Genomic DNA, 21832 nt, shown 5'->3' on the forward strand with positions numbered 1-21832 from the left:
TTTTGGCAATCACCTTTGCTTAAGGAGCACAAATGGACTTCAACGGTCGCTCAGGTGAAATGGCCATGTTCGTCACGGTGGCGCAAGAAGGCAGCTTGTCAGCCGCCGCACGTGCATTGGGGCTGACCCCGTCGGCGGTCAGTCGCGTCATCGCCCGTACCGAACAACGCCTTGGCACTCGCCTGCTGTTGCGCACCACGCGAGCGATCACCTTCACCGCCGAGGGCGAGGCTTACCTGCGCGGCGCCCGGCGAATCCTGGCCGACATGGCCGAGGTCGAAGAAGCCGTCGCCGACCAGGGCGTGCCCAAGGGCCGTTTGCGGGTCAGCGCCGCCCTGGGTCATGGGCGGCAGACCATCGTTCCTCTGGTGGCAGCCTTCAGCGCCCGTTACCCGAATATCGTTGTCGACCTCACCCTCGGCGATGAAGTGGTCGACATCCTCGGCGGCCAGGCCGACGTGGCGGTACGCTTTGGCCACTTGCCCGACAGCCCGCTGACCGCGCGCAAGATCGGCGACACCGGTCAGGTGGTGGTGGCTTCGCCCGAATACCTTGAGCGCCATGGCACACCCCGGGAACCGGAAGACTTGCTCCGGCACAACTGCCTGCGCTTCAACTTCCGGCGTGCCGAACCCAACTGGCCGTTCACCCGTGACGGCAGAGCGTTTTCCTTGAAGGTCAGCGGCAACATCGAATGCAGCAGTGGTGAGGCACTGGCACAACTCGCACGGGTAGGTGCTGGCATCGCGCGTATCGGCGATTTCACCGTGAGCGAGGACCTGCAGCGCGGCGACCTGATACCGCTGCTGGAAGAATGGAACCCCGGAGACCGGGAGCCGATCCATGCGGTGTTCGTCGGTGGCTCGGCGATGCCAGCGCGGGTACGCGTGTTCGTGGACTTTCTGCTAGAGCATCATCGGATGTGAACAGCCGCCCTCCTAGAACAGGTGCGAAACATCCTCCCCCGTTTCAAGCCCACGGTAATAATCAATCTTGACTTGCAATGCAGCCACGGCGTTTTGCATGGCAACCACTTCGGCTTGTACCTCCTGTAAATGGCTCTCCAGCATCTGGCGGCGTTGGGCAACGGTGGAATCCCCGGCGCTGCGCAGCTTGGCGAACATCTGCATTTTGCCGATGGTCATGTGAGTGGTGCGTAGACGCAGCAGAAAATCCAGCCACGCCATATCAGTCGGTGCATAAAGGCGTTGCCCGCCGGCCGCTCGGGCGACCGGTGCCAACAGACCGATGCGTTCGTAATAGCGCAGGGTATACGCCGTGAGGCCGGTACGCTTGGCGACCTGATTAATCGTCTGGTAGGCGTTCATAAGCACTGTCCTTGGCCATCGGTGTTGGTCATGCAGGGGGCCCGCTCACTGGGGACGCGCGGCGATCTTGATGCCTCGTTTGGCGAACACTTCCCGCGCTGCGCTAATGCCATTCAACGCGCTTGGAAAGCCAGCATACACCGCCATCTGGATGATGATTTCAACGATTTCCTCAGGTTTACAACCGACATTCAAGGCTCCCTCTATGTGCACCTTGAGTTGCGGTTGCGCGTTCCCCAACGCGGTGAGGGCCGAGATGGTTGCCAGCTCGCGTGTGCAAAGCGCGACGCCAGACCTGGAAAACACATCACCGTAGGCGAAATCGACTATCCACTCACCCAGCTCGGGCGAAATATCGCTCAGCGAGTTCACCACGGTGTTGCCGGTGGCTCCGGTGATTTTTTCCAGGGTCTCCATGCCCTTCGCTCGTCGACTATCCGGCTCAGTTGCCGGCGCTACAGTTACGCACGCTGAAAGCACGAGCCCGGTTGCAACGCTAAGTTTTTTAAATGTCATGGCCTATCTCCTTGTTTAAGCCGCACAACGGAACTGGCCGTTTTGGCGGTGCAACAAGAAGGCTATTGGTTAGAGCGCGCTCTAAGTCAAGCGCCTGGTGCCAGGGGACTGTTGTTAAAAAAACGCGGCGACAGTCCAGCTGCTAAGCTCAGTTTTGCTCCAGACCATACCCACAATAATGTCTAAACGAAGGTAAGGCAGCATGACCACGGCTCAGCCCCCGGCAACGTCAAAGTCCGCGAAATGGCGCTTCAAGCTAGGCATCGCCATCCTTTGTCTGATGCTCTCGCTGTGGTTGTTGGTGCCGCTGGCAGCGGCTGCGGATGTGCCCCGCTCCACCATCGCGGCGATCACCGGCGCACTGTTCATCATCAACAAGGTGCTGTTGCTGCTGGTCATCGCAGTGATGGGCAAGGCGGGTTTCCAGGAGCTCAAGCAACATGTGTTCGGCTACGTGTCGGGCCTTGTGCCCAGCGCCGAGCTGGAGGTCAGCGTTACCCGCCACCGTATTGGCTTGGTGATGTTCTGCTTGCCCTTGGTGTGCTCCTTTCTCGAACCCTATGTCGACGCTTTCGCACCCGGCCTGCGTCCCAATAGCTGGGCATTGCAACTGCTTGGCGATGCACTGTTGGTGAGCAGCTTCTTCGTCCTGGGTGGCAATTTCTGGGAGAAATTGCGCGCGCTGTTTATCCGCACCGCACGGGTCACTAGCGCTGACCCGCTCTGAGCCAACGCCCGGACCGCCTCCCCCGGCGCGCTGTCAGTTGTTCTTGAAATGCCATGAGTTGCAGGTGCCGATATGCCCGGAACACAGAATTCGCCCGTTTCCTTCGAGCCAGAGCGCCAAACTGAACCGCCGCCTGAAAAGCCTGCGCCAGCCAATCCTCTGCGACGCATTGCGCTAGGCGTTGTGATATTGATCGCCGTGCTGTTCACCCTCTCCATTTTCATGGAGCGACGCACGCCCTCGACGTCACAAGCCGTGGTGCAAGCTTATGTGGTCGAAATGGCTGCCGAGGTGGGGGGCCGTGTGACAGAAATCGCGGTGCTCGACAATGCCCGGGTGAAGGCCGGCCAGGTGCTGTTTCGTATCGACCCGCAACCCTACAAGCTTGTCGTCAACGAGGCTGAAGCGCGACTGGAGGAAACCGGCCAAACCTTGGGTGCCAGTACTGCCTCGGTGGATGCCGCACAGGCACAGCTGGTGTCGGCGCGGGCGCAGCGCGACAACATACGCGAGCAAGCCCGGCGGGTGAATCAATTGGTCGAGCGCGGTGTGTTCGCCCCCGCCCGCCAGGATGAATCCAAAGCCTCGCTGAGCTCCGCCGAAGCGGCCGTGAGCAAAGCCCAAGCCGACCTGGAACGGGCCCGCCAGCAACTGGGGCCCAAAGGCAACGACAACCCGCAATTCAAGCAAGCCCTGGCCGCGCTGGAAAAAGCCCGGTTGGATCTGGTGCGTACCGAAGTCATTGCACCCGCCGATGGCGTGATCACTAACCTGCAGCTCGCCATTGGCCAAGTCATCAGCGCTGGCCAACCGGCACTGACCTTCATCGACAGGGGCACGGTATGGGTGTCTGCGGCCTTCAAGGAAAACAGCCTGGAGCATGTGCAGGCTGACGACCCGGCGGAACTGGTGTTCGATGTCTTGCCGGGCCGGGTATTCAAGGGCCATGTTGAAAGCGTTGGCTGGGGTGTCGCACAACAAGATAGCAGCAACGCCGCACTGCCCTCCGTGCGCAACCAGAGTGGTTGGGTGCGCGACCCGCAACGCTTTCCCGTACGCCTGATCGTGGAGGAACCGCACCCGATCGGCCCACGTTACGGCTCGCAGGTAAGCGTGGTGATCTATACCGACGACAACCCCATGACGAACGCGCTGGGGGCATTGATGACACGCCTGGGCGCCTGGCTGAATTATGTCAATTGAGGGGTCAATCGATGGGCAAGCGGCGCTGGAACTGCTGCGGATCAAACGCCAGGGATTGCGCGTCGCCCTGGCCGTGACCGTAGGCTTGTGCACGGGTCTGGTCCTGGGTGACATCCTGCCCTTTCTCGCGCCCTTGTTTGCCATCCAGTTCCTCTTGGCCAGCCGCCGCGCGCCAGCGTTATCCCAAGGGTTGATCACGCTGCTGGTGAGTCTGCTGACCGGCGCGCTCTTGGTGGTCATCACCGGCATGTTCGGTGAGCGCCCGTGGGTGCTCCTGCCGTCGCTGTGGCTGTTTTATTTCGCCTGTTTTACCGCCCAAGGCCGACAACTGGGCGGCGCGGGACCGGCGCTGATGCTGGTGATTGCCATTGTGGTGCCGATGCTCGATACCGTGCAGCGCGATCTGGGCGAGTCCATCGTGCTCGTTCTGGTCAAGGCGGTCAGCCTGGGTTTGCTACTGACCTGGGGCGCCCATGCGCTGCTGCCCGACCCTGCGGGTGAACAGGACGACCCGCAACGCGCTCAGCCGCGCGAGCTGACGCTGGTGATTCGCCAGGCCATGGCCAGCGCGGCGATTTTGCTGGCCATGATTGCGCTGTGCCTGAGCGATCCACGATTGGCCACAGCGATGGTCGTCCCCATCACGGTGGCCTCGTTGCTTAGCCAGCTCTCTCTGGACATGAGCAGCCGCAGCGCCCTCGGGCTGGTGATGGTCAACCTGCTGGGTGGAGTCGTGGCTTCCTTGGCCTTTACGCTGTTCGAACTGCGGCCGACCTTGTGGCTGGTGGCGCTGATCCTGCTGCTGGTCAGCCTGCTGTTTGCCGGCAAAGCCGCCATGGGTAACACCGCTGGCAAGGTATTCGGCGCAGGGCTCATGACGTTTCTCATCTTGTTCGGGCTCGGTGTATCACCGTTGCCGACAGAAACGCCCCAGCTGTTTTCCACCCGCATCGCCTACGTGCTGTTTGCGGTTGTCTATGCCATTGGCCTGGCCGCGCTGCTGTGGCCCAGCGCGCGCGTGCAGCAGCCCATCGCAGCCACCCGGTCCGGCGGGTAAAACCTTCACTCATGGGTCGCGGACATATCGTCGACCGGCTGGATGTGCCGGTTCGGTGTGCTTCGCTGGCTCAGCGAAGCATCAAGAGGAATATCGAGGGTAAAGGTTGCGCCCTGTCCGGCCCCGTCGCTGTGCACGGTCAAGCTGCCACCCATTTCCTGCGCGGCCAGCGCGCAGCTGTGCAAGCCGAAACCGTGACCGTCTTTGCGCGTCGTGAAGCCATGGGAAAAAATACGCTTGAGGTGCTCAGGCGCAATCCCATTGCCGTTGTCGGCCACCGTGATGCGCAATGCTCCGTCAGCGAGGAACGCGCTGAACGTGACGCATGGGCTGCGATCGACCACGCTGTCCAACGCCTGCCTGGCATTGTTGATCAGGTTGACCAGAATCAGCAGCACCCGATGCCGGTCCAACGGCAGCAGGGGCAAGTCGGCAAGGTCCTTGACCACCGTCACCTCCCGGCGCGCCAGTAGTCCCGCACTCATGCGCAAGGCATCGTCGATCAGCGCTGCGACTGGCACTGTCTCGACAATACTGACGGCGACGGCATAGGACTGCTGGGCCGCGACAATGGTTTTGATGTGGTCAATGCCCTTGGTGAGTTGCCCGAGTTCTTCGATGATGCCCTCTTGCTCTTCCGTCACCACCTTCGCCAGCTTGAGCAGGTAATCGGGCAGCATCTTTCCCTTGTGGTCGTTGGTGAGAAAATCGCTCAGGTCATGGACGTGTTCGCTCATCAATTGAGCTACCTTGCCCAGCCCCTGGGCCTTGGAGGAACGCATCTGACTGCTGACCAGCTCTGCCGATACGTTCACGCTGTTGAGGACATTGCCGACGTTGTGCAGCACAGTCGTGGCGATTTCGGCCATGCCCGCCTGACGGGATTTTGCATGCAGTTCGGTTTGCACCTGGCTCATGCGTAGCGCCGCGCGCACACGGGCCTTGAGCTCCAGCGGCGAGAAGGGTTTGGCGATGTAGTCATCGGCGCCACTCTCCAGCCCGGAGATGCACGCCTCGCTACCACCGCGGGCGGTCACCAGGATCACGGGCAAATGGGCAAAACCGGCGCTGGCCTTGATCCGTGCGGTCAGGCCAAAGCCGTCAAGCTTCGGCATCATCACGTCCGAAACCACGACATCGATGGGTCGAAGCTGCAGCAGTGCCCAGGCCTGCTCTCCATCCGTTGCGGTGGCGACCGTATAGTCGTCGTGCAACAGTTCGCTGAGATAGCTGAGCATTTCCGGGCTGTCGTCGACCACCAGTACTTTGGATCGCAAGGCATGTTCCGGGGGCTGCTCGTCGTCTGTGCCTGGCGTCGATGCCCGATCGTTGCGACTGCCCTGGCGACCGTCGTCAAAGCGCAGGTGGCGCTGCTCTATTGTGCTGGTTGTGCTTGGCGACGATCGCTCGTGCATAGGGCTGGCTTCGGTCGGCACAGTGTGTTGCTCAGCCCCCAGCGGCAGCCGGACAAAAAAACACGAACCTCGTCCGGGCTCGCTGTTGACGCCGACTTCGCCCCCCATCAGTTCGGCCAGGTCCTTGACCAGGGCCAGGCCAATGCCTGTGCCGCTGTAATGGCGCGTGGCGGAATTGTCGATCTGGGAAAACCGCTGGAACAGCAGCGGCAGTTTGTCCGGCGCAATGCCAATCCCCGAGTCTTGCACCGCGAGTTCGAATCGCTCGCCATCCATTGGCGTCACGGCCAGGTGCACGGTGCCGCCAGCGGGCGTGAACTTGATGGCATTGCTGACCAGGTTGAGCAGAATTTTCTCGAAGTGTCGGGGATCCAGGAACACCGTGCCGAGCGCGGGATCGATGCTGCAGGTCAAGGTGCAGCCCTTGCCCTCGGCCACCATGGCGGCATCCTCGGCCAGCACCCCCACCACCGTGTTCAAGTCAATGGGCGTTGGACACAGTTCAAACTTGCCCGCTTCGGCCTTGGAGAAATCGAGGATGTCATTCACCCGGTTCATCAAGCGCAGCGCATTGCGTTGGGCGCGTTCGATTTGCACCCGCCAGTCCACTGGTGGGGTGGTCGCCGCCGAAAGCTGCTCCAGCGGGGCGAGAATGAGGGTCAGCGGAGTGCGCAGTTCGTGGCTGACCGTGGCGACGAAATCACTCTTTGCCTGGTTAGCGGTCTCGGCCTGGTTGCGCGCCTGAATGAGTTCGACGGCTTGCGCCTCCAGCACTTCGGTTTGTTGGTGCAGCGTGTCGGTCCGTTCGGCGACCATTCTTTCCAGAGAGGCCTGGACTTGCTGTCGTTCGGCCTCGGCCTCGGCCTCCAGCACGCGGATGCGCAGGGCATTCTCCTGGAACACCCGTACGGCGCGAGTCATGATGCCAATCTCGTCGCCGCGTCCGGCGCTGGCGATCTCGGCGTTCAGGTCACCGGCGGCGAGCCGGCGCATGACCGAGGCCAGGGCCACGATGGGCTGCGCGACAAATCGCGACGTGCTCCAGGCGATAGCGCCGGCCAGCAGAATGGCGACGGTGCCCGCAAGTATTGTCGCAAGCATGCTGCGATCATTGTGGGTCACGGCGTCGGAGCGCGCTTGGCCTGCGAAGCGCGCCACCAACAGGCCGGCGCTCCGTGCTTCGTTGCGAACCTGATCGCGCGCGCCGCCCAGGGCATTGCTCGCCTGATGGAACCTGGCGAATGCCGCCCGGTAACCGGCAATCTGATCGCTGACCGTCAAGGGCGTAGCCTTGGCTTGCAGCCCCACGGACGAAGGGAGCACCCGAGAGAGGCGGGAAAGTTCGTCCAGGATGGCACCGACCGAACTGGCGATCTCGGTCGACGGTGACAGGCGAAACGACAAAGTCTGCGCCTCCAGGGTGGCGACACGCTCGGCGAAACGCTTGGACAACGCGGCGGCATTGTGCAGCAAACCGGTGGCTGCCTGAATGTCGCTTGCGTCATGGGCGACCTGCCCCTCCACGTCAGCCAGCATTGTCTCGAGGCGCTCAACCACATCCCCGACGACAGCGAGATGCCGCAAAGCCTCGTCCCCCCGGAGCTTGGGCGCTTCGCCAAGATGCTCGACCGCCCGGCTGGCAGCAGCGAGCGCCGTCGCCAACTGGCCCAGGGCCTCTCGCTCCTGTGGCGCCCCCATCATTTCACGCAGTTGTTCGACCACGGGCTGGAGTGCCGCGCCGGCACTGCGCGCCGCAGTGCCGGCCGCCCCGTCACCGGTCACCAGCACCCTGGCCACATTGGCGGTGATGATCCGTTCGCCGTTGCGCAGGGTGTCCAGGATGCGATGGGCACTTTCGATATTGCCCGCCCGCGCTTCGTGCTCAACGGCGCGGGACTCGACTCCCTTCAACCCATCGGCGATGCCCTGTTCGACCAGGAGGGTCGCCTCTCGCATCCGGCCGTAGTGGGCTGTCATGTTTTCCGTTTCGCCCTCCATGGCCAGGCTCGCCGCCCGCAAGGCGGCGATCGCCGCGGCGAGCCGTTCCAGACTGCCCTTGAGCGTTTGCGCCTCGGCCACCGGAATGGCGGAAAGACCGGCGATAGCCGCCGCCACCATGCCTTCGGCCTGGGACAGGCTTTCCTGGTCGCGGGTGGCAATGAAATTTTCCACCCGTCCGGTGGCCCCGTTGACCGAGGCCAGGATTTCCGCGGAATGGCTGGCGGAATCCACCGCACGTACCATGCCGCGCAGGCCGTAGAGGTTCACCAGCGACACCGCCAGCATCAGGAACACCAGCGCGGCGACCGCCAGGCCAATCCTGACGGCAATGGGCCTGTCTGTGGCGAGTTGGAATGTCACCATGGCCCCTCCACGCTTCCCGCGCGCCACTACTGTTTGGTAACTTCCGGCAAAGGCGTGGGCGAGGCCTTATTGTCGATGGCCGCGTCGATCATCGCCGCGACGGAAGCCTGGCTGTAGAAAGGATTGGCGGCGCCGCCCACCGGCATCGTGGCGAGCCAGGCGTCCAGGTCTTTCCCATCGATACGCACCAACGGCACCTCGACGAACTTAGGCACCTGCTTGCCCGCCAGGATCTGCTGGGCCACCCAGAAACCCACCTGGGAGACGCTCGGAGAAGCGGAGACAGAGACGGTCTCGTAACCATTGGCATCGCGTTCCTGTTTCCACAGGGCGAGTTCATCCTGGCGGTTCCCCATCACGATGATCGGCAAGGGGCGCCCCGCCGCCTTGAACGCCATGGCCGCGCCATAACCGTCGCCCCCTTGAGTCGCGACGGCATCAATGCCGGGCAGCGACGGCAGCGCCAGCGCCACCTCCTTGCGTGCCACGGAAGCCGTCCAGTTCCCGTACACCGTCTTGGCGAATTTCAGGCCTGGGTAGTCGCCAGCGGCCTTGCGAATACCGTCGCTGATATTCTTATCGGTGGCATCGCCGGCAATGCCGCGAATCTCCAACAGCGTTCCGTTCCCCTTGAGGCGCTCGGCGATGTAATCGATTTCCACGCGGCCCATGGCGGACCAGTTGTAGTCCACGGTATAGACACAGCTTTCGGTGACCAGGCTGGCCATCACGACCACCACGATGCCGGCGTTGCAAGCGTCGCGGATCACCCCATTGAGGGCCGTGTCGGACGCGGCCAGGATAACGATGGCGTTGGTGCCCTTGACGATCAAGTCCTGGATATGGGCCGCTTGTTCCGATGCGGAGTTATTGGCGCTGACCACCGGAGCCTCCCGGATCAAGCCATCCTTTTGCGCCTGGGCCGCGATCTCCTGCCAGTTGCGCACCATGACTTTGCGGAAATCGCTTCCCGCGTAGGAGTTGCTGAAGGCAATGCTATAGCTTGCGGTCGGGCCGCCGGCGATACCGCCCTCGGCCGCTTGGGCTGGAGGGGTGGCAACCATCGCCAGCCCGGCCACGCAGCCGGCGAGGCGCCACACGATATGGGATACCAAGCCGCTCATTCGGCCACTCCCGAATAGAACCGAGCAGGAAAAAACAGGCACATACAGACTCCTTTCTTGGGCGGCCGATAATTGAAACCAGTACATTGCTGCAGTGGCAATGAGCATAGTCTCAACATGCACGCTTCGCGCGGCCATGGAGAATTTCAGCCAACTGAGCGATTCATAAGCTCACAGTGGCGGCGGCACCGGTGTCTCGATCTCAACCGGCTCTACGCGGAGCAATTGCCTTACCACCATCCCGCCACCCAGTGGCGAAGAATGTTTCGCAACCCTTGTCATTCAGGACGTCGAGCAGCGTCGACATTGCGTCGATTGAAGGCGCCGATCATCGGTGTACCGTGAGCACGCATGATCGGCTCGATACGGCGGTGCAATGCGTGGTAGCGATAGAACGGCACCCGTGGGAACAGGTGGTGCACGGAGTGCAGGTTCTGTCCAAGCCAGAACCACTCCAACGGTTTGATCCATCCGGGCATGATCAGGCTGTTGGTGTTCCGGTAACGCGTGGACTCCTGGTAGGGCACGTGGGGGCGATAGGCGAACCAGTACGCGACGAAGTACCCACCGGCCAAGTAGCCGAACACCAGTAGCACCCAGGTATGTTCTCGCTCAATGAGCGCAATGAGCGCGGCACGCCAGCCGATCGCGAACAGCACCTCTGCAATGTAGGCTGCCTTCACCCGCCGTGGAGCGGTCGGCCAATAATCGCGGAACAAGAAGGTGTTCTGGACCCACAGGAAACGAAATCCGCACGCCAGGAAAGCGAGAAATCCACCGCTCATGCCATTCACAACGTAGTCCGGATCCTTGTCCGGCTGGTTGGTGAAACGATGATGGGTGAAATGCTCGACCTTGTGAGTAGAGAACGGCACCATCATCAAAGGCGCGACCAGGTACCCACAAAGATCATTGAGCCACTGCAGTCGATGATGAGCACCGTGAATATTGCCGTGCACGGCCTCATGCAGGGGTGTATAGGACATGTAGGTGACAACGGCATAGATCAGTGTCGCCGTTGGCAGGGACAACTGACCTGTCGCGAACAGATAAAAATCGCCCATAAGCGATGTCCACACCAGTAGCACCAGTGCCATCGTCGGCCAGGCCAGTTCAGTGGTGTATTCGCGTGCCGTGGCAACGGCTTTTTTATTCAGCGCGTCGAGATCCTGATCCATGGTCGTCCTCCCGGGACGTTCTTATTGTTAGTGGGTTGCGCAACCTTAGTCGGTAGTCATGTACCTTTAGTAGGACCTGGGACGCCTATTGCCATGCATTTCTGGCCAGGCCGTATCACACCGTTGTTTTAGAAGTTTTCGGCATGGGCATACCAAAGCACGCAATCTTCAAGCACCCCGTGGCCATCAGTCAGGTGATGGTGAATTTCGCTGCGCGCTATGGCGTCGATGCGCAGACCTGCCTGCTGGGCACCGGCATCATCGAAGCGCAGCTGCGGGACGCGGACGCCCTGATCGCACGCGAGCAGGAGATGCGCCTGATCGAAAACCTGATGCTGGCTTTGCCGGACGTTCCCGCGTTGGGCTTCGAGCTTGGCCTGCGGTACAACGTGGCGACTTTCGGCCTTTGGGGGTTTGCGCTGCGAACCAGCCGCAATGTGCGCGAGGCCGTTCAGTGCGCCCTGCGCTACCTGCCGCTGAGCACGGCGTATTGCCGGTTGGAGATATTCTGCGATCAGCATGAATACGGCACGAGCGTCGACGCCTCAGCGATCCCGCACCACCTGCGGCAATTCCTGCTGGAACGAGACATGGCGACCAGCATTCGCCTGTTCGACGAGCTCGCGTTGTCGGGATTGCGCCTGCTACGGCTCGAATTTCAAGGCAGCCCGCCGGCCCACGCGGACCGAATCGAAGCACTGAGCGGCATCGCGCCGCACTATGGCTGTTCGAGCAACGCCATCGTGCTACGTCGGCAAGACGCGGAGTTGCCGCTGCCGATGTACGACGCACATCTGGTCCGGTTATTGGAAGAGCAGTGCCGCGCGCAACTGGAGAGACGGCAAGTCGGCGGCGTCACCGGCCAGGTCCGACAACTTCTGTTGGGGGCAACGGGACTGGCAGCTTCCCTTGAAGAGGTTGCCAATCAGCTGGCGATGGCGCCGCGCAGCCTGCATCGCAGGCTGACAGAGGAAGGCACTACTTTGCGCAAACTCGTCGAGGCGGAGCGTAAACAACTCGCCGGGCAACTGTTGGGAAATACCGAGATGAAGCTGGAGGATCTAGCGTTTCAACTTGGCTACGCTGATGCTACAGCCTTCGCGCGCGCGTTCCGGCGCTGGTTTGGACAGTCGCCGAATGAATATCGAAAAGTCTCGAAGCGGTGAGCGCACCTATAAGACCGGGAGGCAACATGTGCCACCCAGTCGTTCAGATACGGTAAAGCGGAAATCCATCAGAAGCGGTAGCTGACCGAAGCACCCAGACCATTGGCGCTGTTCTGATACTTGGAACGGTAGGCACCCCGGGTCGCTGAGGTGTGGTTGACCTGCACGTTCTCCTCCTGCAGATAAGAATAAGCGACGTCGACCGTGACATCTTCCACCGGTGTCCAACCAGCACCGAAGCTGATTACCGTGCGGTCACCCGTGGGAATACGCGGTCCGCGATTGGTGTTATTGGCGGGCGACTGGTCGAGCGACAAACCTGCGCGAAGCACCCATTGGTTGTTCAACCGATACGCCGCACCGATGGCGTGAGCCCAGGTATCGTGCCAATTCTGCTCTTCGGTGATGGTGCCGAGCGAGCCGCTGAGCAAAGGAGGCAATCCCGAGTTCTCGATGGTCAGTTCCTTGAAGCGACTCCAACGCGTCCAGGTGCTCCCCGCATACAGGGTCCAATCAGCGTTGAGCTGATGAGTCACCGAGAAGTCCACCGATTCCGGGGTATCCACATCCAGCGAAGCGTCATAGCTCTCGCCACTGACACCCAGCAAGCTGAAAATTCCATCGGTGACCTTGGTCTTGGCGTCCAAGTGGTAACTGACCTTGGAATGGTAGGTCATCCCCAAACGGGTTCGGTCGGTAGCCTGCACCAGGATCCCGGCGTTGAAACCGAGGGCCGTGTCGTCGCCAGTGCTTTTGAGTTTTCCATCGTTGCGACCAGGGCTCAGGGGATTGGGCACCATTCCCGATATTTCACCGCTGATTCGGTTGAGGGTGGGACCGAAGCCAATCGAGACTTTGTCGTTAAAGGCATAGCTGACAGTGGGCTGGAACGTAAGGGTCGTGACCTCGCTTTTGTTGGCGTAATAACGCCCGGCAAAACCGCTGCCGTAATCGGTAATCAGACCGAAAGGAACATAAAAACCAACACCGAACGCCCAGTGTTCATCAATGGGCTTGACGTAGTAACCCATTGGCACCGTGGTCACTGGCACCATATCGCCGTCCTCCTGGCCACCGAAGGTGCTGCTGGTTTGGCTTATGTCGGACTTCGCGAAAAGCATCGCCGCGCCGACACTCATCTCCTCTCTCTTCAATCGAGACATGCCTGCCGGATTGCCGAAAACGGTGCTCGCATCTTCAGCAGAGGACGAACGACCGGCAAACCCCGATCCCATCCCGCTGATGCTTTGTTCATTAAGAGCGAATCCGCTTGCAAGCACATGAGAAGTTGCGAGCAGAGCGGCGAAGCCCAGTGGGGTCTTGAGCATTATTTTTTTCATTATTTGAACTCTTGAAACAGCAGCTGAGGTGGATGGAGCTCGTGACGAATTGCTGCAGCAACTGGGCAAAGCTGGGCATATCAGCGCTCTCTGAACGGGCTGACAGTGATCCCCGTAGAGACCTGCCCTGGAAAAAACCGGAGGCCTGCCGCGGCGCTGATTCATGGCGATCCCTCGAGACAGACGCGTCATATTTATTCATGTGACCATTTGTGTCAACAGTCACCACTCGAACAAATAAAGGGCTTGTTGCGGCATCGCGCCGGCAGGGTACGCGTTTTTCGGAATAGGCTGCGCAGAAGGGGTTCGGAGGCAATTCAGAAGCGTTGCCGACGCAAGACAGCACTGAAAGCGAAGGCGGCTCCCTTGAACATGCATGCAAGGTGGTCCCGGTTTTCAGCGCCCTGTTTAAACTCAGTCGCCCACGGCGGAAGGTGACATCAAACTGCCTGTACATTTTTTGAGCGCCCGTTGAAACGCGCTGCCTGCCTGGCATCAGCGCGGTTATCCACAGACATACTCACGGATTTCTTGGATAACTAGGTCGCCGTTATAACGCCGCTTCTGCCGTAGCTAAGTCAAGCCGCCGTCGACCATCAGCGCCACACCGTCGACATATTTCGCATCGGCGGATGCAAGGAACAGTGCCGACGAGGCGATTTCTTCAGGTTGGGCCGTATACCCCAGTGGCGTGATCTGCTCGACATGTTGGCGCAGCGCTGCAGTCGAGACTGTTTTCGACCGCCGATGCCGTATCAGCCTACGCGATGGTACGGCAACTCCAAATTTGACAGCTTTTTGTATCGGGTCGTATCGAAACGCTCTCTACTGTTTTCTCCCATACATTGTATTGTATTGAAACAACACACCCGCATCGAAACTTAGGATGTGGGAGGTACTACATCCCTCAGCGCCTTTGGTAGTAGGCGCTATCGTAGCGTTGACGCTGCTGTTCAGCCCTCGCAATACTTCCCGCCGCAAAACCAGCCAGTCACAACAACAATAAAAATTACTGCAGGGGTGCCTAGATGCACCCATAAAACAAGGAGTTGTTAAATGCTTGGTTACTATGCGCAATACAGCAAGGAATACATCACCACCCTGATGATCGTGACCACCCTGTTCTTTGCCTTACCCATCTTCCTCGCCCCGCTCCAATGGGCCCGGCTCATGCGCTGGACCGTCCCCGAACACGAACACCTGGCTATCTATTTCGGCCGTTGCCTCGGCGCGTTCATTCTAGTCGTTGAAATAGCAATGTTGCGTTCGGCCACCACCGGCACCAGTTTCAGTTATGCCTTCGATATTCTTTTCGTGGTCTTCACGCTGATGTTTTTCGTGCATGTCTACGGCGCAATCAAAAAGATCCAACCTATTACCGAAACACTGGAAATCGGTTTCTGGATGATCCTCTTCGTACTCAACATTCTGTTCTACCCCGCCACCAGTATCACGCTGTAAAGCTTCTCCGGACCGCGGCCGGAGGGCGCTTTCGATTCAACTGCAACGAGCAACTCCAGAATGCTGGCCGCTGGAGAGCTTGGACACATCAACCCAAGTCAAAGCATCCCGCCGGAAGATGACCGACCTCGGGTCTTGCATACAAATATCCCTGCATCAGCTCGATCCCCATGCCTAGAAGCGTCGAGCTTTCTTCACGGGTCTCGACACCTTCGGCGATGACCAGGATATCCAAGCGCCTGGCGACCAGGATGATGCCTTCGACGATCGCTTGCTTGGCCAAGTCTCGATCAATGCTTCGGGTCAGTGCCATGTCAATCTTCAGCACCTGCGGCTGGAACATGGCCAGCAGGTTAAGACCCGAATACCCCGCGCCAAAATCGTCGATGGCGGTAGTGAAACCCTGGCGCTCGTACTCCACGAAAATTGATTTGAGGTGATCAGGATCGACCACCTTCTCGCCTTCGGTCACTTCGAACATAAGCCTTTCTGGCGGGAAATGGGCCAGGCGCGCCGCTTCCAGGGTAGCCCGGATGCACGTCTCCGGCCGGTATACGGCGTTCGGGAGGAAGTTAATGCTCAGCAAGCAATCGGGAATGTCCAGCAGGCCCAGCCTTGCGGCTTCCTCGATGGCTTTCACCCGGCAAGCCTGGTCGAATCGGTAGCGGTTGCTGTCGTTCACGAGCCCCAGGATGTAGCCAGCCGATTCACCATTGACGCCTCTGACCAACGCTTCATAAGCAAACGCAGCGTGTGTCCGGACGTTGAAAATAGGCTGGAAGGCCATGGTGAAATCGAACCCCAGCGCCTCATGGTTGCGGCATTCGGCGCAGCCGAGCGATTGGAATGGAAGGCTTTTCGTCATGAGCAATATTCCGTGGCGGTCAAGATACATTCCTGCGGTTACCAGGAACTGTAGCCGACACCACCTGAGTCGGCGCGGGCCGAAGTGTGTGGCGCACTATCGGACTCAAGGCTGCTCAAGCATGTTATTGCGCGATACCTACCAGCACGAATACCGATTGGTTCGCGGGATAAACCTGGCCTTATATTTTGGTGTTGGAAAACAACTAGATGAATAACACCCGCGCTCATTGCATTTAAGGTCCAAGACTTGTCGCCCTGCCAAAAACGAGAACGCGCTCATGATTAAGATCCTAGCCGCTGTACGCAGAAAACCCGGAATGACGCATGCCGAGTTTTTAAACTATGTGGAGCACACCCACGGAGCAATCGCTAAAGCCAAACCGTTAGGCGTCAAACGGTACGTGCAGAACCATATCATCGACGCCGCTTTCGGGATCGACTCCGACAGTTCCTACATCCAGTCCTTTCACAAAGACTCCATTACAGAGCTGTTTTTTGAAGACGTGCCGGGTTTGATTCGCACCTTCAGCGATCCCTATACCCAGCAAACCGTCGGCCCTGATGCAAAGAACTTCGCGGACCTTTCCGAGCAGCTCGCTCAACTGATGGATGAAGTGGAGACGGCTAGCACCGCTACAGCGCCTCTCCCATGGAAGGTGATGATCCTGCTGAAGAAAAATCCAGCCATTGCGCTCGATCGTTTTTTCGAAGCTTGGGACGCAGCTCACGAGAGCATTACCCGGGAACAGCCCGACTTCCAGAACGTCCTACGCCGGTATGTTCGCTCCCGGTACCTACCCGAGGGCGACAAGGTGACGGCCTATTTCGGGCCAAACATCGCCGTATACGAAGGTGCCTCTAGCCTGTGGTTTGAAAATGAAGCGGATTTTTCGACCTTTCGGCAGTATCAGCGAGCGCTGTTTCAAAAACTTGCCGAGGACGGCGTGGCGCTGACGTCGGCGTCTTTTTTCGCCTACGTCAAAGAGGTCGTCATTTTCGATCACTGCTCCTGAAGACCAGCAGCGCGACCCTTCCATTCAGAAGGGTCGCGATCCCTCAAATAGGCTCAGCCAGCGTCGCAGTGGACTCGCGCATGATCTGTGCATGCTCTTCCTTGTCCCCACCACTTTTCTCTATCTCGCACAGCCGCGCGGAGTTCTCGACTACGAGTTGGCAACGCTCCCAGCGCCGCGTTTCGAACCGGCTCAGGGCCGTCTGTAGATTGCTACTGGCGAGCAACTCTTCGGCAAGCACGATGGCGCTCTCAATACCGATGCCGGCCCCGGAAGCCAGGTGTGGCGTGGTGGCATGCACCGTGTCGCCGATCAGCACGATACGGCCCTTGTGCCAGGGCAGCGGCACCAACAGATTGGACAGGGGACGATAGTCGATACTGGCGCCCGCCTCGTACAGTTGCGGCACCAGCGTTTGCAGGATCGGGGCTGGAAACTCACTCAGCAGGCGCGCCATTTCACCCGGCCAACTGGCCGGATCAATCCACTCGGAAAACGCGCGGTTTTCCATGAGGAACATGTACATGTGCGTTTCGGAGATTGGATTGACGCCAACCTTGGTGCGACCCAGCCAATGAGTGGGGCGCACGATTTCCGGCGGACGCTTCAGCACCGCGCGCCAGACGCTCTGATGAATGGGTTTTGGCGAAGGCGCTTGCGGGAAAAAGTCCTTTCGCGTGCGCGAATGCACGCCATCAGCGGCGACGACCAGGTCATAGCGTTCAGTAGTCCCGTCGGTGAAAGACACGTCAATGCCATCGTCATGCTCGATGACGCTGTCGTAGGTGATGCCCAGGCGCACACGGGTCCCCACTTCCCGCGTCCTGTCGGCAAATATCCGAGCCAGTACCGGGCGCAGGATGCCGCCACCACAGGGTATCGGTTTATCGCTGACCGGCGGTCGAAGCGCCAATTGCACGATCAGGTCGCCGGCCGGTGAAAACACATCAAAATTGGTCGACAAATACCCTTCCCCCGCGACCCGCTCCAGAATCCCAACCGTATCAAGCGCTCGCAGCGTGGGCCCACTGAGCGTAATCCCCGCTCCCAAGGGACACCACAACGGATCGATTTCGACGAGGTCCACTTCGACGCCCTGGCGGGCGAGCTGGATAGCCGCGGTCATACCGGAGAACCCTCCTCCGATCACCAGAACCTTGTTGACTGCTGCAATCATCACGCTCTCCTAATTATTCTTATTCACTCGGGCAGACATTGCATGGCGCACCGACGAGCGCTGCGGCGTCATTGCGTCAATGCCGCAGCAACATGGAATGCCGACGAAAAATGCCGGATCAGCCACGAGACTATCGAATCGGCTATCAGCGCTGAAATCGCTTTGCACAATCCGAGGTATCGCTGGCGGCGATGGGTCTCGCAGGTAAGCCGGGGGCATTGCTCGGAGTGCCTGCCTTTGCGGCAGAACAAATACAAAAGCCGATGAACGACGGCTCACACAAACCGCCATCCACCGGCCTTTAACGACGGTTGGTCACACGCTTTCCAAGCCATCCCAGCAGAGGTACTTCACCTCAAGAAACTCGTCGATCCCAAGGTGTGAACCCTCTCGCCCAAGCCCGCTCTGCTTCACGCCACCGAAAGGCGCGACTTCATTTGAAATCAAGCCACAGTTGATGCCCACCATGCCCGATTCGATGCGCGCGGCGTTGCGCCAGATACGCGCCGCGTCACGGCTGAACAGATACGCCGCCAAGCCAAACTCGCTGTCGTTGGCCATGGCAATGGCTTGGTCATCCGTGTCGAAACGCACCAGTGGCATGACCGGACCGAAGATCTCTTCACGAGCGACCCGCATCCCATGGGTCACATCGGCCAACAAGGTGGGCTCGAAGAAACAGCCGCCCAGCGCATGGGGCTTGCCGCCGGACAGCAATCGGGCACCCTGCGCCAGCGCATCATCGACAAGGGCCTGGGATTTTTTTACCGCCGCCTCGTCAATCAACGGCCCGACCTGTACACCCGGCTCCAGGCCATTGCCGACCTTCAAGCGTGCCATGTGCTCGACGATGCGCTCCGCCAATGCGTCATAAACCCCTGACTGCACCAGCACCCGGTTCGCGCCGATACAGGACTGCCCACCGTTGCGAAACTTGGCCAACATCACCCCGTCAGCGGCTGCATCCAGATCAGCATCGTCGAAGACAATGAACGGGGCGTTGCCACCCAGTTCCATGGAGCATTTCTTGACCGTCTGTGCCGCTTGCGCCAGCAGCAGCCGGCCCACTTCGGTGGAGCCGGTGAAGGTGAGTTTGCGCACCAACGGGTTGGCCGTGAGTTCACCGGCAATGTCGCGCGTGTCATTACCCGTTATCACACTGAAAACGCCGGCGGGCACGCCAGCGCGCTGCGCCAGTTCGGCGAGTGCCAGCGCGGTCAGGGGCGTCTGGCTGGCCGGTTTTACCACCATCGTGCAACCGGCCGCGAGGGCTGGAGCGGCCTTGCGTGTAATCATCGCAGCGGGGAAATTCCAGGGCGTGATCGCGGCGCAGACGCCGATGGGTTCGCGCAGGACCACAATGCGCTGAGTGTCCTTTACGCCCGGAATCAGATCACCGCGCACCCGTGTGGCTTCCTCGCCAAACCAGCGCACAAAAGACGCCGCGTAATCGACCTCACCCCGCGCCTCCTCCAGGGGCTTGCCCTCCTCCAGGGTAATCAGCGTGGCGATGTCCTCGCGATGTTCGACCATCAACTCATACCAGCGACGCAATACCTCGCCACGGCGTTTGGCCGTCAGGCGACGCCATGGGCCAAAGGCCTCATGCGCCGCGTCGATGGCGTGCCGGACTTCAGTTTCACGGCAGCGCGGCAACTCGGCCAGTACCGTTTGGTCCACCGGATTACGCAGCGTGTACTGACCGTGCGGCGTCTCGGCCAGCCACTCACCGGCGATATAGGCACCGTCGCGCCACAGCGTAGGATCCTTGAGTAAATGCTTCATTGTGCAACCCTCTCGATCAGCACGGATGACGCCCGATCATGAAGGCGCTGTCAGGATCCGAAGTCACCGGCAACCCCGACGCGACCAAGCCTTGGCGCAGCGACTTCATGAAACGATCCGGCACGCGCATCGCCGGGGCACGCAGTGGTCCGCCGTTGAAGCCGGCGAGCCAGTCCTGGTATTTCCACATCGTCCGGTTGAGCACACCGGTACCGCCGGCGTAGCTTTGCGCAGCAGCGCCGTTGGCACTGCGGGCCGGATTGACCTTCCAATACAGTTCCATCGCCTCTTCAAATCGGCCCGTGCGGGCCAGTTCGAAGGCTTTCGGGTAGTAGTCACTCATCCAGGCGGTGTTGCTGGTGCCGGAAAATTGCAGTTTCATCAGGCTCATCAAGGGGATAGCGTCGCCTTCGATCGGGCAACTGATCACCACCTGATCGCGGAAGTGGTGATACATCTCACAAATGCCCGCTGGCAGCGGGAACCCTTGCTCGGACTTGATGGCGGCGATATTCGGGCAATCGGCCAACAGCCGACGAACCAACTCCAACGACATCCCCGCTGGATGCACGCGCTCGAAGCCCCATAGCGGGATCGGAAAGAGCATGACCGCAAGGTCCGTCGCGTCGCAGAACGCCTTGGTGTAGTCGTAGATTTCCTGCTCGCTGGTCGGCCAGAACTGCGGCGGATAGGAGAGCAGGACGATGTCGGCACCGGCATTCTCGGCGAGCTTCACCGCCTCGATGTTCTCGGCAAGCGTGCCAAAAGCCGCGTGGAAGAACAGGATCAGGTTTTTCCCCGACTCACGGGCCCAGGCGGTGAACTGCGCGTTCTCCTGGGGAGAGATCGCCAGTTCGCTGCACAGCAACGTGGCGCTGTAGCCCAGGCCTACCGTATGTTCAATGTCGTGGCGAATGCCACGTTCGTTGAGTCGCTTAAGATCGGCGCTGAAACTTGGAATGGTGACCGCCGAGCAGCCCACCAGGTTTTCCCGCGCCCAGGCACGGGCATCTGCTTTCTTGTATGTGGCCATGATGATTTTCCTTCGAACAGTGGAGGGGTTATTTCGAGACAGGGACAATGCTGGCGGGCAACTCGATGCCGAGGCCTTGTTGCCGGGCGCGCTCGTACAGGGCTTGGGCGATGACGACGTCCTGCAGCGCCGAGCCAACAGACTTGTAAAGAACGATGTCGCTTTCGTTTTGCCGTGGGGTGACACGACCCGCGACGAGGTCCGACAGCGCGACCAATTTGTCGGCGACATACACGCCGGCACTGATCGCCGCAATGGCATCGCCGGTATCGTGGAGTACCTCTTGCGGCATATCGGCGACGATGCAGACGGCTCGCTCCATCGTGACCGGGTCAACTTCCCGTTGCTCAGGCAAGGTGGAACCCAACGACACGACCGTAGTGCCGGGGCAAAGCCACGCGCCTTGCAACACCGGCGACTCGTCACGGCTGCGGGCGGCACAAATCACCACATCACAATCCTGCACGGCCTCTTGCGCGCTGTTCACCGCTTGGATATCCAGCCCAGGCCTGAAGCTTTCGGCAAAGCGCTCGCGGCTAGTGGGCGTTGGACTGAATACCCGGACATGCGCCACATCGCGCACGGACTTGAGGCAGTCCAATGCGCCACGGGCCTCAAACCCCGAGCCAATCACCCCCACCCGCAGCGCGCGCTTGGGCGCCAGTAAATCGACTGCCAGCGCAGCGGTTGCCGCCGTGCGCAAACCCGTGACCCGATTGCCGTCGATCAGGGCAGTGAGCGCCATGGTTTGCTGATTGAACAACGCGATCAGGTAGCTGGCACAGCGCGCCCGCATGGAGGCCGCGATCAACTTGCAGCCCATGTGGCCGCCAGTGGGTGGGACAGCGGTCAGGCTGCGCAGCCAGATGCCATCGCCCCGGGCCATGGAGCGAGGCGGTACCATGGCGTCCGATGCGGGACTTGCATACGCCTCGGCGAGCGCGGCGACGGCGGTGCTCCAGTCGGCGAGCGAGGCCACATCGGCGTCACTGAGAAAAAGCGTCGGGGCAATGACTTGGAGTTCTTGGGCGTGATGCATGGCGCAAACCTCGCAATCGGGGATCAGTCGTTGGTTGAC

Annotated in this window: 19 protein-coding genes; 7 read left to right on the forward strand and 12 right to left on the reverse strand. The window is 60.2% G+C overall.

Annotation, left to right across the window (positions count from 1 at the left end; translation table 11 throughout):
- The first annotated feature begins 32 nt into the window (after positions 1-32).
- Positions 33-926, forward strand: coding sequence for a LysR family transcriptional regulator (locus tag HU767_RS09180; protein WP_186706239.1), 894 nt, complete (start codon positions 33-35; stop codon positions 924-926).
- Between the two features lie 12 nt (positions 927-938).
- On the opposite strand, the gene HU767_RS09185 is transcribed toward HU767_RS09180, so the two are convergent.
- Positions 939-1328, reverse strand: coding sequence for a MerR family transcriptional regulator (locus tag HU767_RS09185; RefSeq protein ID WP_186729354.1), 390 nt, complete (start codon positions 1326-1328; stop codon positions 939-941).
- Positions 1329-1373: 45 nt separating this feature from the next.
- Positions 1374-1745, reverse strand: coding sequence for a carboxymuconolactone decarboxylase family protein (locus HU767_RS09190; RefSeq protein ID WP_225917636.1), 372 nt, complete (start codon positions 1743-1745; stop codon positions 1374-1376).
- Positions 1746-2046: 301 nt separating this feature from the next.
- Here HU767_RS09190 and HU767_RS09195 point away from each other — a divergent pair, with 301 nt between their 5' ends.
- From HU767_RS09195 to HU767_RS09205, 3 genes are all read left to right on the forward strand, one after another.
- A complete protein-coding gene (locus HU767_RS09195; RefSeq protein WP_186706237.1) occupies positions 2047-2571 on the forward strand; it encodes a transporter suffix domain-containing protein in 525 nt (174 codons plus the stop codon).
- Positions 2572-2754: 183 nt separating this feature from the next.
- A complete protein-coding gene (locus HU767_RS09200; protein WP_346343458.1) occupies positions 2755-3774 on the forward strand; it encodes an HlyD family secretion protein in 1020 nt (339 codons plus the stop codon).
- On the forward strand, positions 3764-4831 hold the full coding sequence (locus HU767_RS09205; protein WP_238349438.1) for a DUF2955 domain-containing protein: 1068 nt from the start codon (positions 3764-3766) through the stop codon (positions 4829-4831). The genes HU767_RS09200 and HU767_RS09205 overlap by 11 nt, the downstream gene beginning before the upstream one ends.
- 5 nt (positions 4832-4836) lie before the next feature.
- On the opposite strand, the gene HU767_RS09210 is transcribed toward HU767_RS09205, so the two are convergent.
- From HU767_RS09210 to HU767_RS09220, 3 genes are all read right to left on the reverse strand, one after another.
- On the reverse strand, positions 4837-8610 hold the full coding sequence (locus HU767_RS09210) for an ATP-binding protein (protein WP_186729356.1): 3774 nt from the start codon (positions 8608-8610) through the stop codon (positions 4837-4839).
- A gap of 26 nt (positions 8611-8636) precedes the next feature.
- Positions 8637-9734 carry an ABC transporter substrate-binding protein gene (locus HU767_RS09215; RefSeq protein WP_186729357.1) on the reverse strand — a complete coding sequence of 366 codons (1098 nt, stop codon included), beginning with the start codon at positions 9732-9734 and terminating at the stop codon, positions 8637-8639.
- Positions 9735-10012: 278 nt separating this feature from the next.
- Entirely contained in the window at positions 10013-10912 is a 900-nt protein-coding gene (locus HU767_RS09220) for a fatty acid desaturase (protein ID WP_186729358.1), read from the reverse strand.
- A gap of 143 nt (positions 10913-11055) precedes the next feature.
- Between HU767_RS09220 and HU767_RS09225 the strand changes: the two genes are divergently transcribed.
- Positions 11056-12078, forward strand: coding sequence for an AraC family transcriptional regulator (locus HU767_RS09225; protein WP_186729359.1), 1023 nt, complete (start codon positions 11056-11058; stop codon positions 12076-12078).
- Between the two features lie 68 nt (positions 12079-12146).
- Here the strand turns inward: HU767_RS09225 and HU767_RS09230 are convergent, their stop codons facing one another.
- Complete coding sequence (locus tag HU767_RS09230; RefSeq protein ID WP_186729360.1) at positions 12147-13418, reverse strand: outer membrane protein transport protein; 1272 nt, start codon at positions 13416-13418, stop codon at positions 12147-12149.
- A gap of 573 nt (positions 13419-13991) precedes the next feature.
- Entirely contained in the window at positions 13992-14222 is a 231-nt protein-coding gene (locus HU767_RS29050) for an SDR family oxidoreductase (protein ID WP_346343460.1), read from the reverse strand.
- A 252-nt stretch (positions 14223-14474) separates the two neighbouring features.
- Between HU767_RS29050 and HU767_RS09240 the strand changes: the two genes are divergently transcribed.
- Positions 14475-14879: a hypothetical protein gene (locus tag HU767_RS09240; RefSeq protein WP_186729361.1), complete on the forward strand. Its 405-nt coding sequence runs from the start codon at positions 14475-14477 to the stop codon at positions 14877-14879.
- Between the two features lie 88 nt (positions 14880-14967).
- On the opposite strand, the gene HU767_RS09245 is transcribed toward HU767_RS09240, so the two are convergent.
- The gene (locus HU767_RS09245; RefSeq protein ID WP_186706229.1) at positions 14968-15744 is read right to left on the reverse strand and encodes an EAL domain-containing protein; all 777 of its coding nucleotides are present in this window, start codon (positions 15742-15744) and stop codon (positions 14968-14970) included.
- 280 nt (positions 15745-16024) lie between these two features.
- Between HU767_RS09245 and HU767_RS09250 the strand changes: the two genes are divergently transcribed.
- A complete protein-coding gene (locus tag HU767_RS09250) occupies positions 16025-16759 on the forward strand; it encodes an EthD domain-containing protein (protein WP_186729362.1) in 735 nt (244 codons plus the stop codon).
- A 43-nt stretch (positions 16760-16802) separates the two neighbouring features.
- On the opposite strand, the gene HU767_RS09255 is transcribed toward HU767_RS09250, so the two are convergent.
- From HU767_RS09255 to HU767_RS09270, 4 genes are all read right to left on the reverse strand, one after another.
- Positions 16803-17936, reverse strand: a complete 1134-nt coding sequence (locus HU767_RS09255) for an FAD-dependent oxidoreductase (RefSeq protein WP_186729363.1) — start codon at positions 17934-17936, stop codon at positions 16803-16805.
- Between the two features lie 315 nt (positions 17937-18251).
- Complete coding sequence (locus tag HU767_RS09260) at positions 18252-19721, reverse strand: NAD-dependent succinate-semialdehyde dehydrogenase (RefSeq protein WP_186729364.1); 1470 nt, start codon at positions 19719-19721, stop codon at positions 18252-18254.
- Between the two features lie 16 nt (positions 19722-19737).
- Positions 19738-20754 (reverse strand): dihydrodipicolinate synthase family protein, encoded by a 1017-nt coding sequence (locus tag HU767_RS09265; protein WP_186729365.1) that lies wholly within the window; start codon positions 20752-20754, stop codon positions 19738-19740.
- Between the two features lie 28 nt (positions 20755-20782).
- Positions 20783-21793 carry an NAD(P)-binding domain-containing protein gene (locus tag HU767_RS09270; RefSeq protein ID WP_186729366.1) on the reverse strand — a complete coding sequence of 337 codons (1011 nt, stop codon included), beginning with the start codon at positions 21791-21793 and terminating at the stop codon, positions 20783-20785.
- Between the last annotated feature and the right edge of the window lie 39 nt (positions 21794-21832).

The organism is Pseudomonas sp. SWRI179, from assembly GCF_014268705.1.
GTDB classification, from domain to species: Bacteria; Pseudomonadota; Gammaproteobacteria; order Pseudomonadales; family Pseudomonadaceae; genus Aquipseudomonas; species Aquipseudomonas zanjanensis.

Coding starts and splice junctions, on each gene's coding strand:
- HU767_RS09180 (WP_186706239.1), top strand. CDS start 33: ATGGACTTCAACGGTCGCTCAGGTGAAATGGCCATGTTCGTCACGGTG.
- HU767_RS09185 (WP_186729354.1), bottom strand. CDS start 1,328: ATGAACGCCTACCAGACGATTAATCAGGTCGCCAAGCGTACCGGCCTC.
- HU767_RS09190 (WP_225917636.1), bottom strand. CDS start 1,745: ATGGAGACCCTGGAAAAAATCACCGGAGCCACCGGCAACACCGTGGTG.
- HU767_RS09195 (WP_186706237.1), top strand. CDS start 2,047: ATGACCACGGCTCAGCCCCCGGCAACGTCAAAGTCCGCGAAATGGCGC.
- HU767_RS09205 (WP_238349438.1), top strand. CDS start 3,764: ATGTCAATTGAGGGGTCAATCGATGGGCAAGCGGCGCTGGAACTGCTG.
- HU767_RS09210 (WP_186729356.1), bottom strand. CDS start 8,610: ATGGTGACATTCCAACTCGCCACAGACAGGCCCATTGCCGTCAGGATT.
- HU767_RS09215 (WP_186729357.1), bottom strand. CDS start 9,734: ATGAGCGGCTTGGTATCCCATATCGTGTGGCGCCTCGCCGGCTGCGTG.
- HU767_RS09220 (WP_186729358.1), bottom strand. CDS start 10,912: ATGGATCAGGATCTCGACGCGCTGAATAAAAAAGCCGTTGCCACGGCA.
- HU767_RS09225 (WP_186729359.1), top strand. CDS start 11,056: ATGGGCATACCAAAGCACGCAATCTTCAAGCACCCCGTGGCCATCAGT.
- HU767_RS09230 (WP_186729360.1), bottom strand. CDS start 13,418: ATGAAAAAAATAATGCTCAAGACCCCACTGGGCTTCGCCGCTCTGCTC.
- HU767_RS09240 (WP_186729361.1), top strand. CDS start 14,475: ATGCTTGGTTACTATGCGCAATACAGCAAGGAATACATCACCACCCTG.
- HU767_RS09245 (WP_186706229.1), bottom strand. CDS start 15,744: ATGACGAAAAGCCTTCCATTCCAATCGCTCGGCTGCGCCGAATGCCGC.
- HU767_RS09250 (WP_186729362.1), top strand. CDS start 16,025: ATGATTAAGATCCTAGCCGCTGTACGCAGAAAACCCGGAATGACGCAT.
- HU767_RS09255 (WP_186729363.1), bottom strand. CDS start 17,936: ATGATTGCAGCAGTCAACAAGGTTCTGGTGATCGGAGGAGGGTTCTCC.
- HU767_RS09260 (WP_186729364.1), bottom strand. CDS start 19,721: ATGAAGCATTTACTCAAGGATCCTACGCTGTGGCGCGACGGTGCCTAT.
- HU767_RS09265 (WP_186729365.1), bottom strand. CDS start 20,754: ATGGCCACATACAAGAAAGCAGATGCCCGTGCCTGGGCGCGGGAAAAC.
- HU767_RS09270 (WP_186729366.1), bottom strand. CDS start 21,793: ATGCATCACGCCCAAGAACTCCAAGTCATTGCCCCGACGCTTTTTCTC.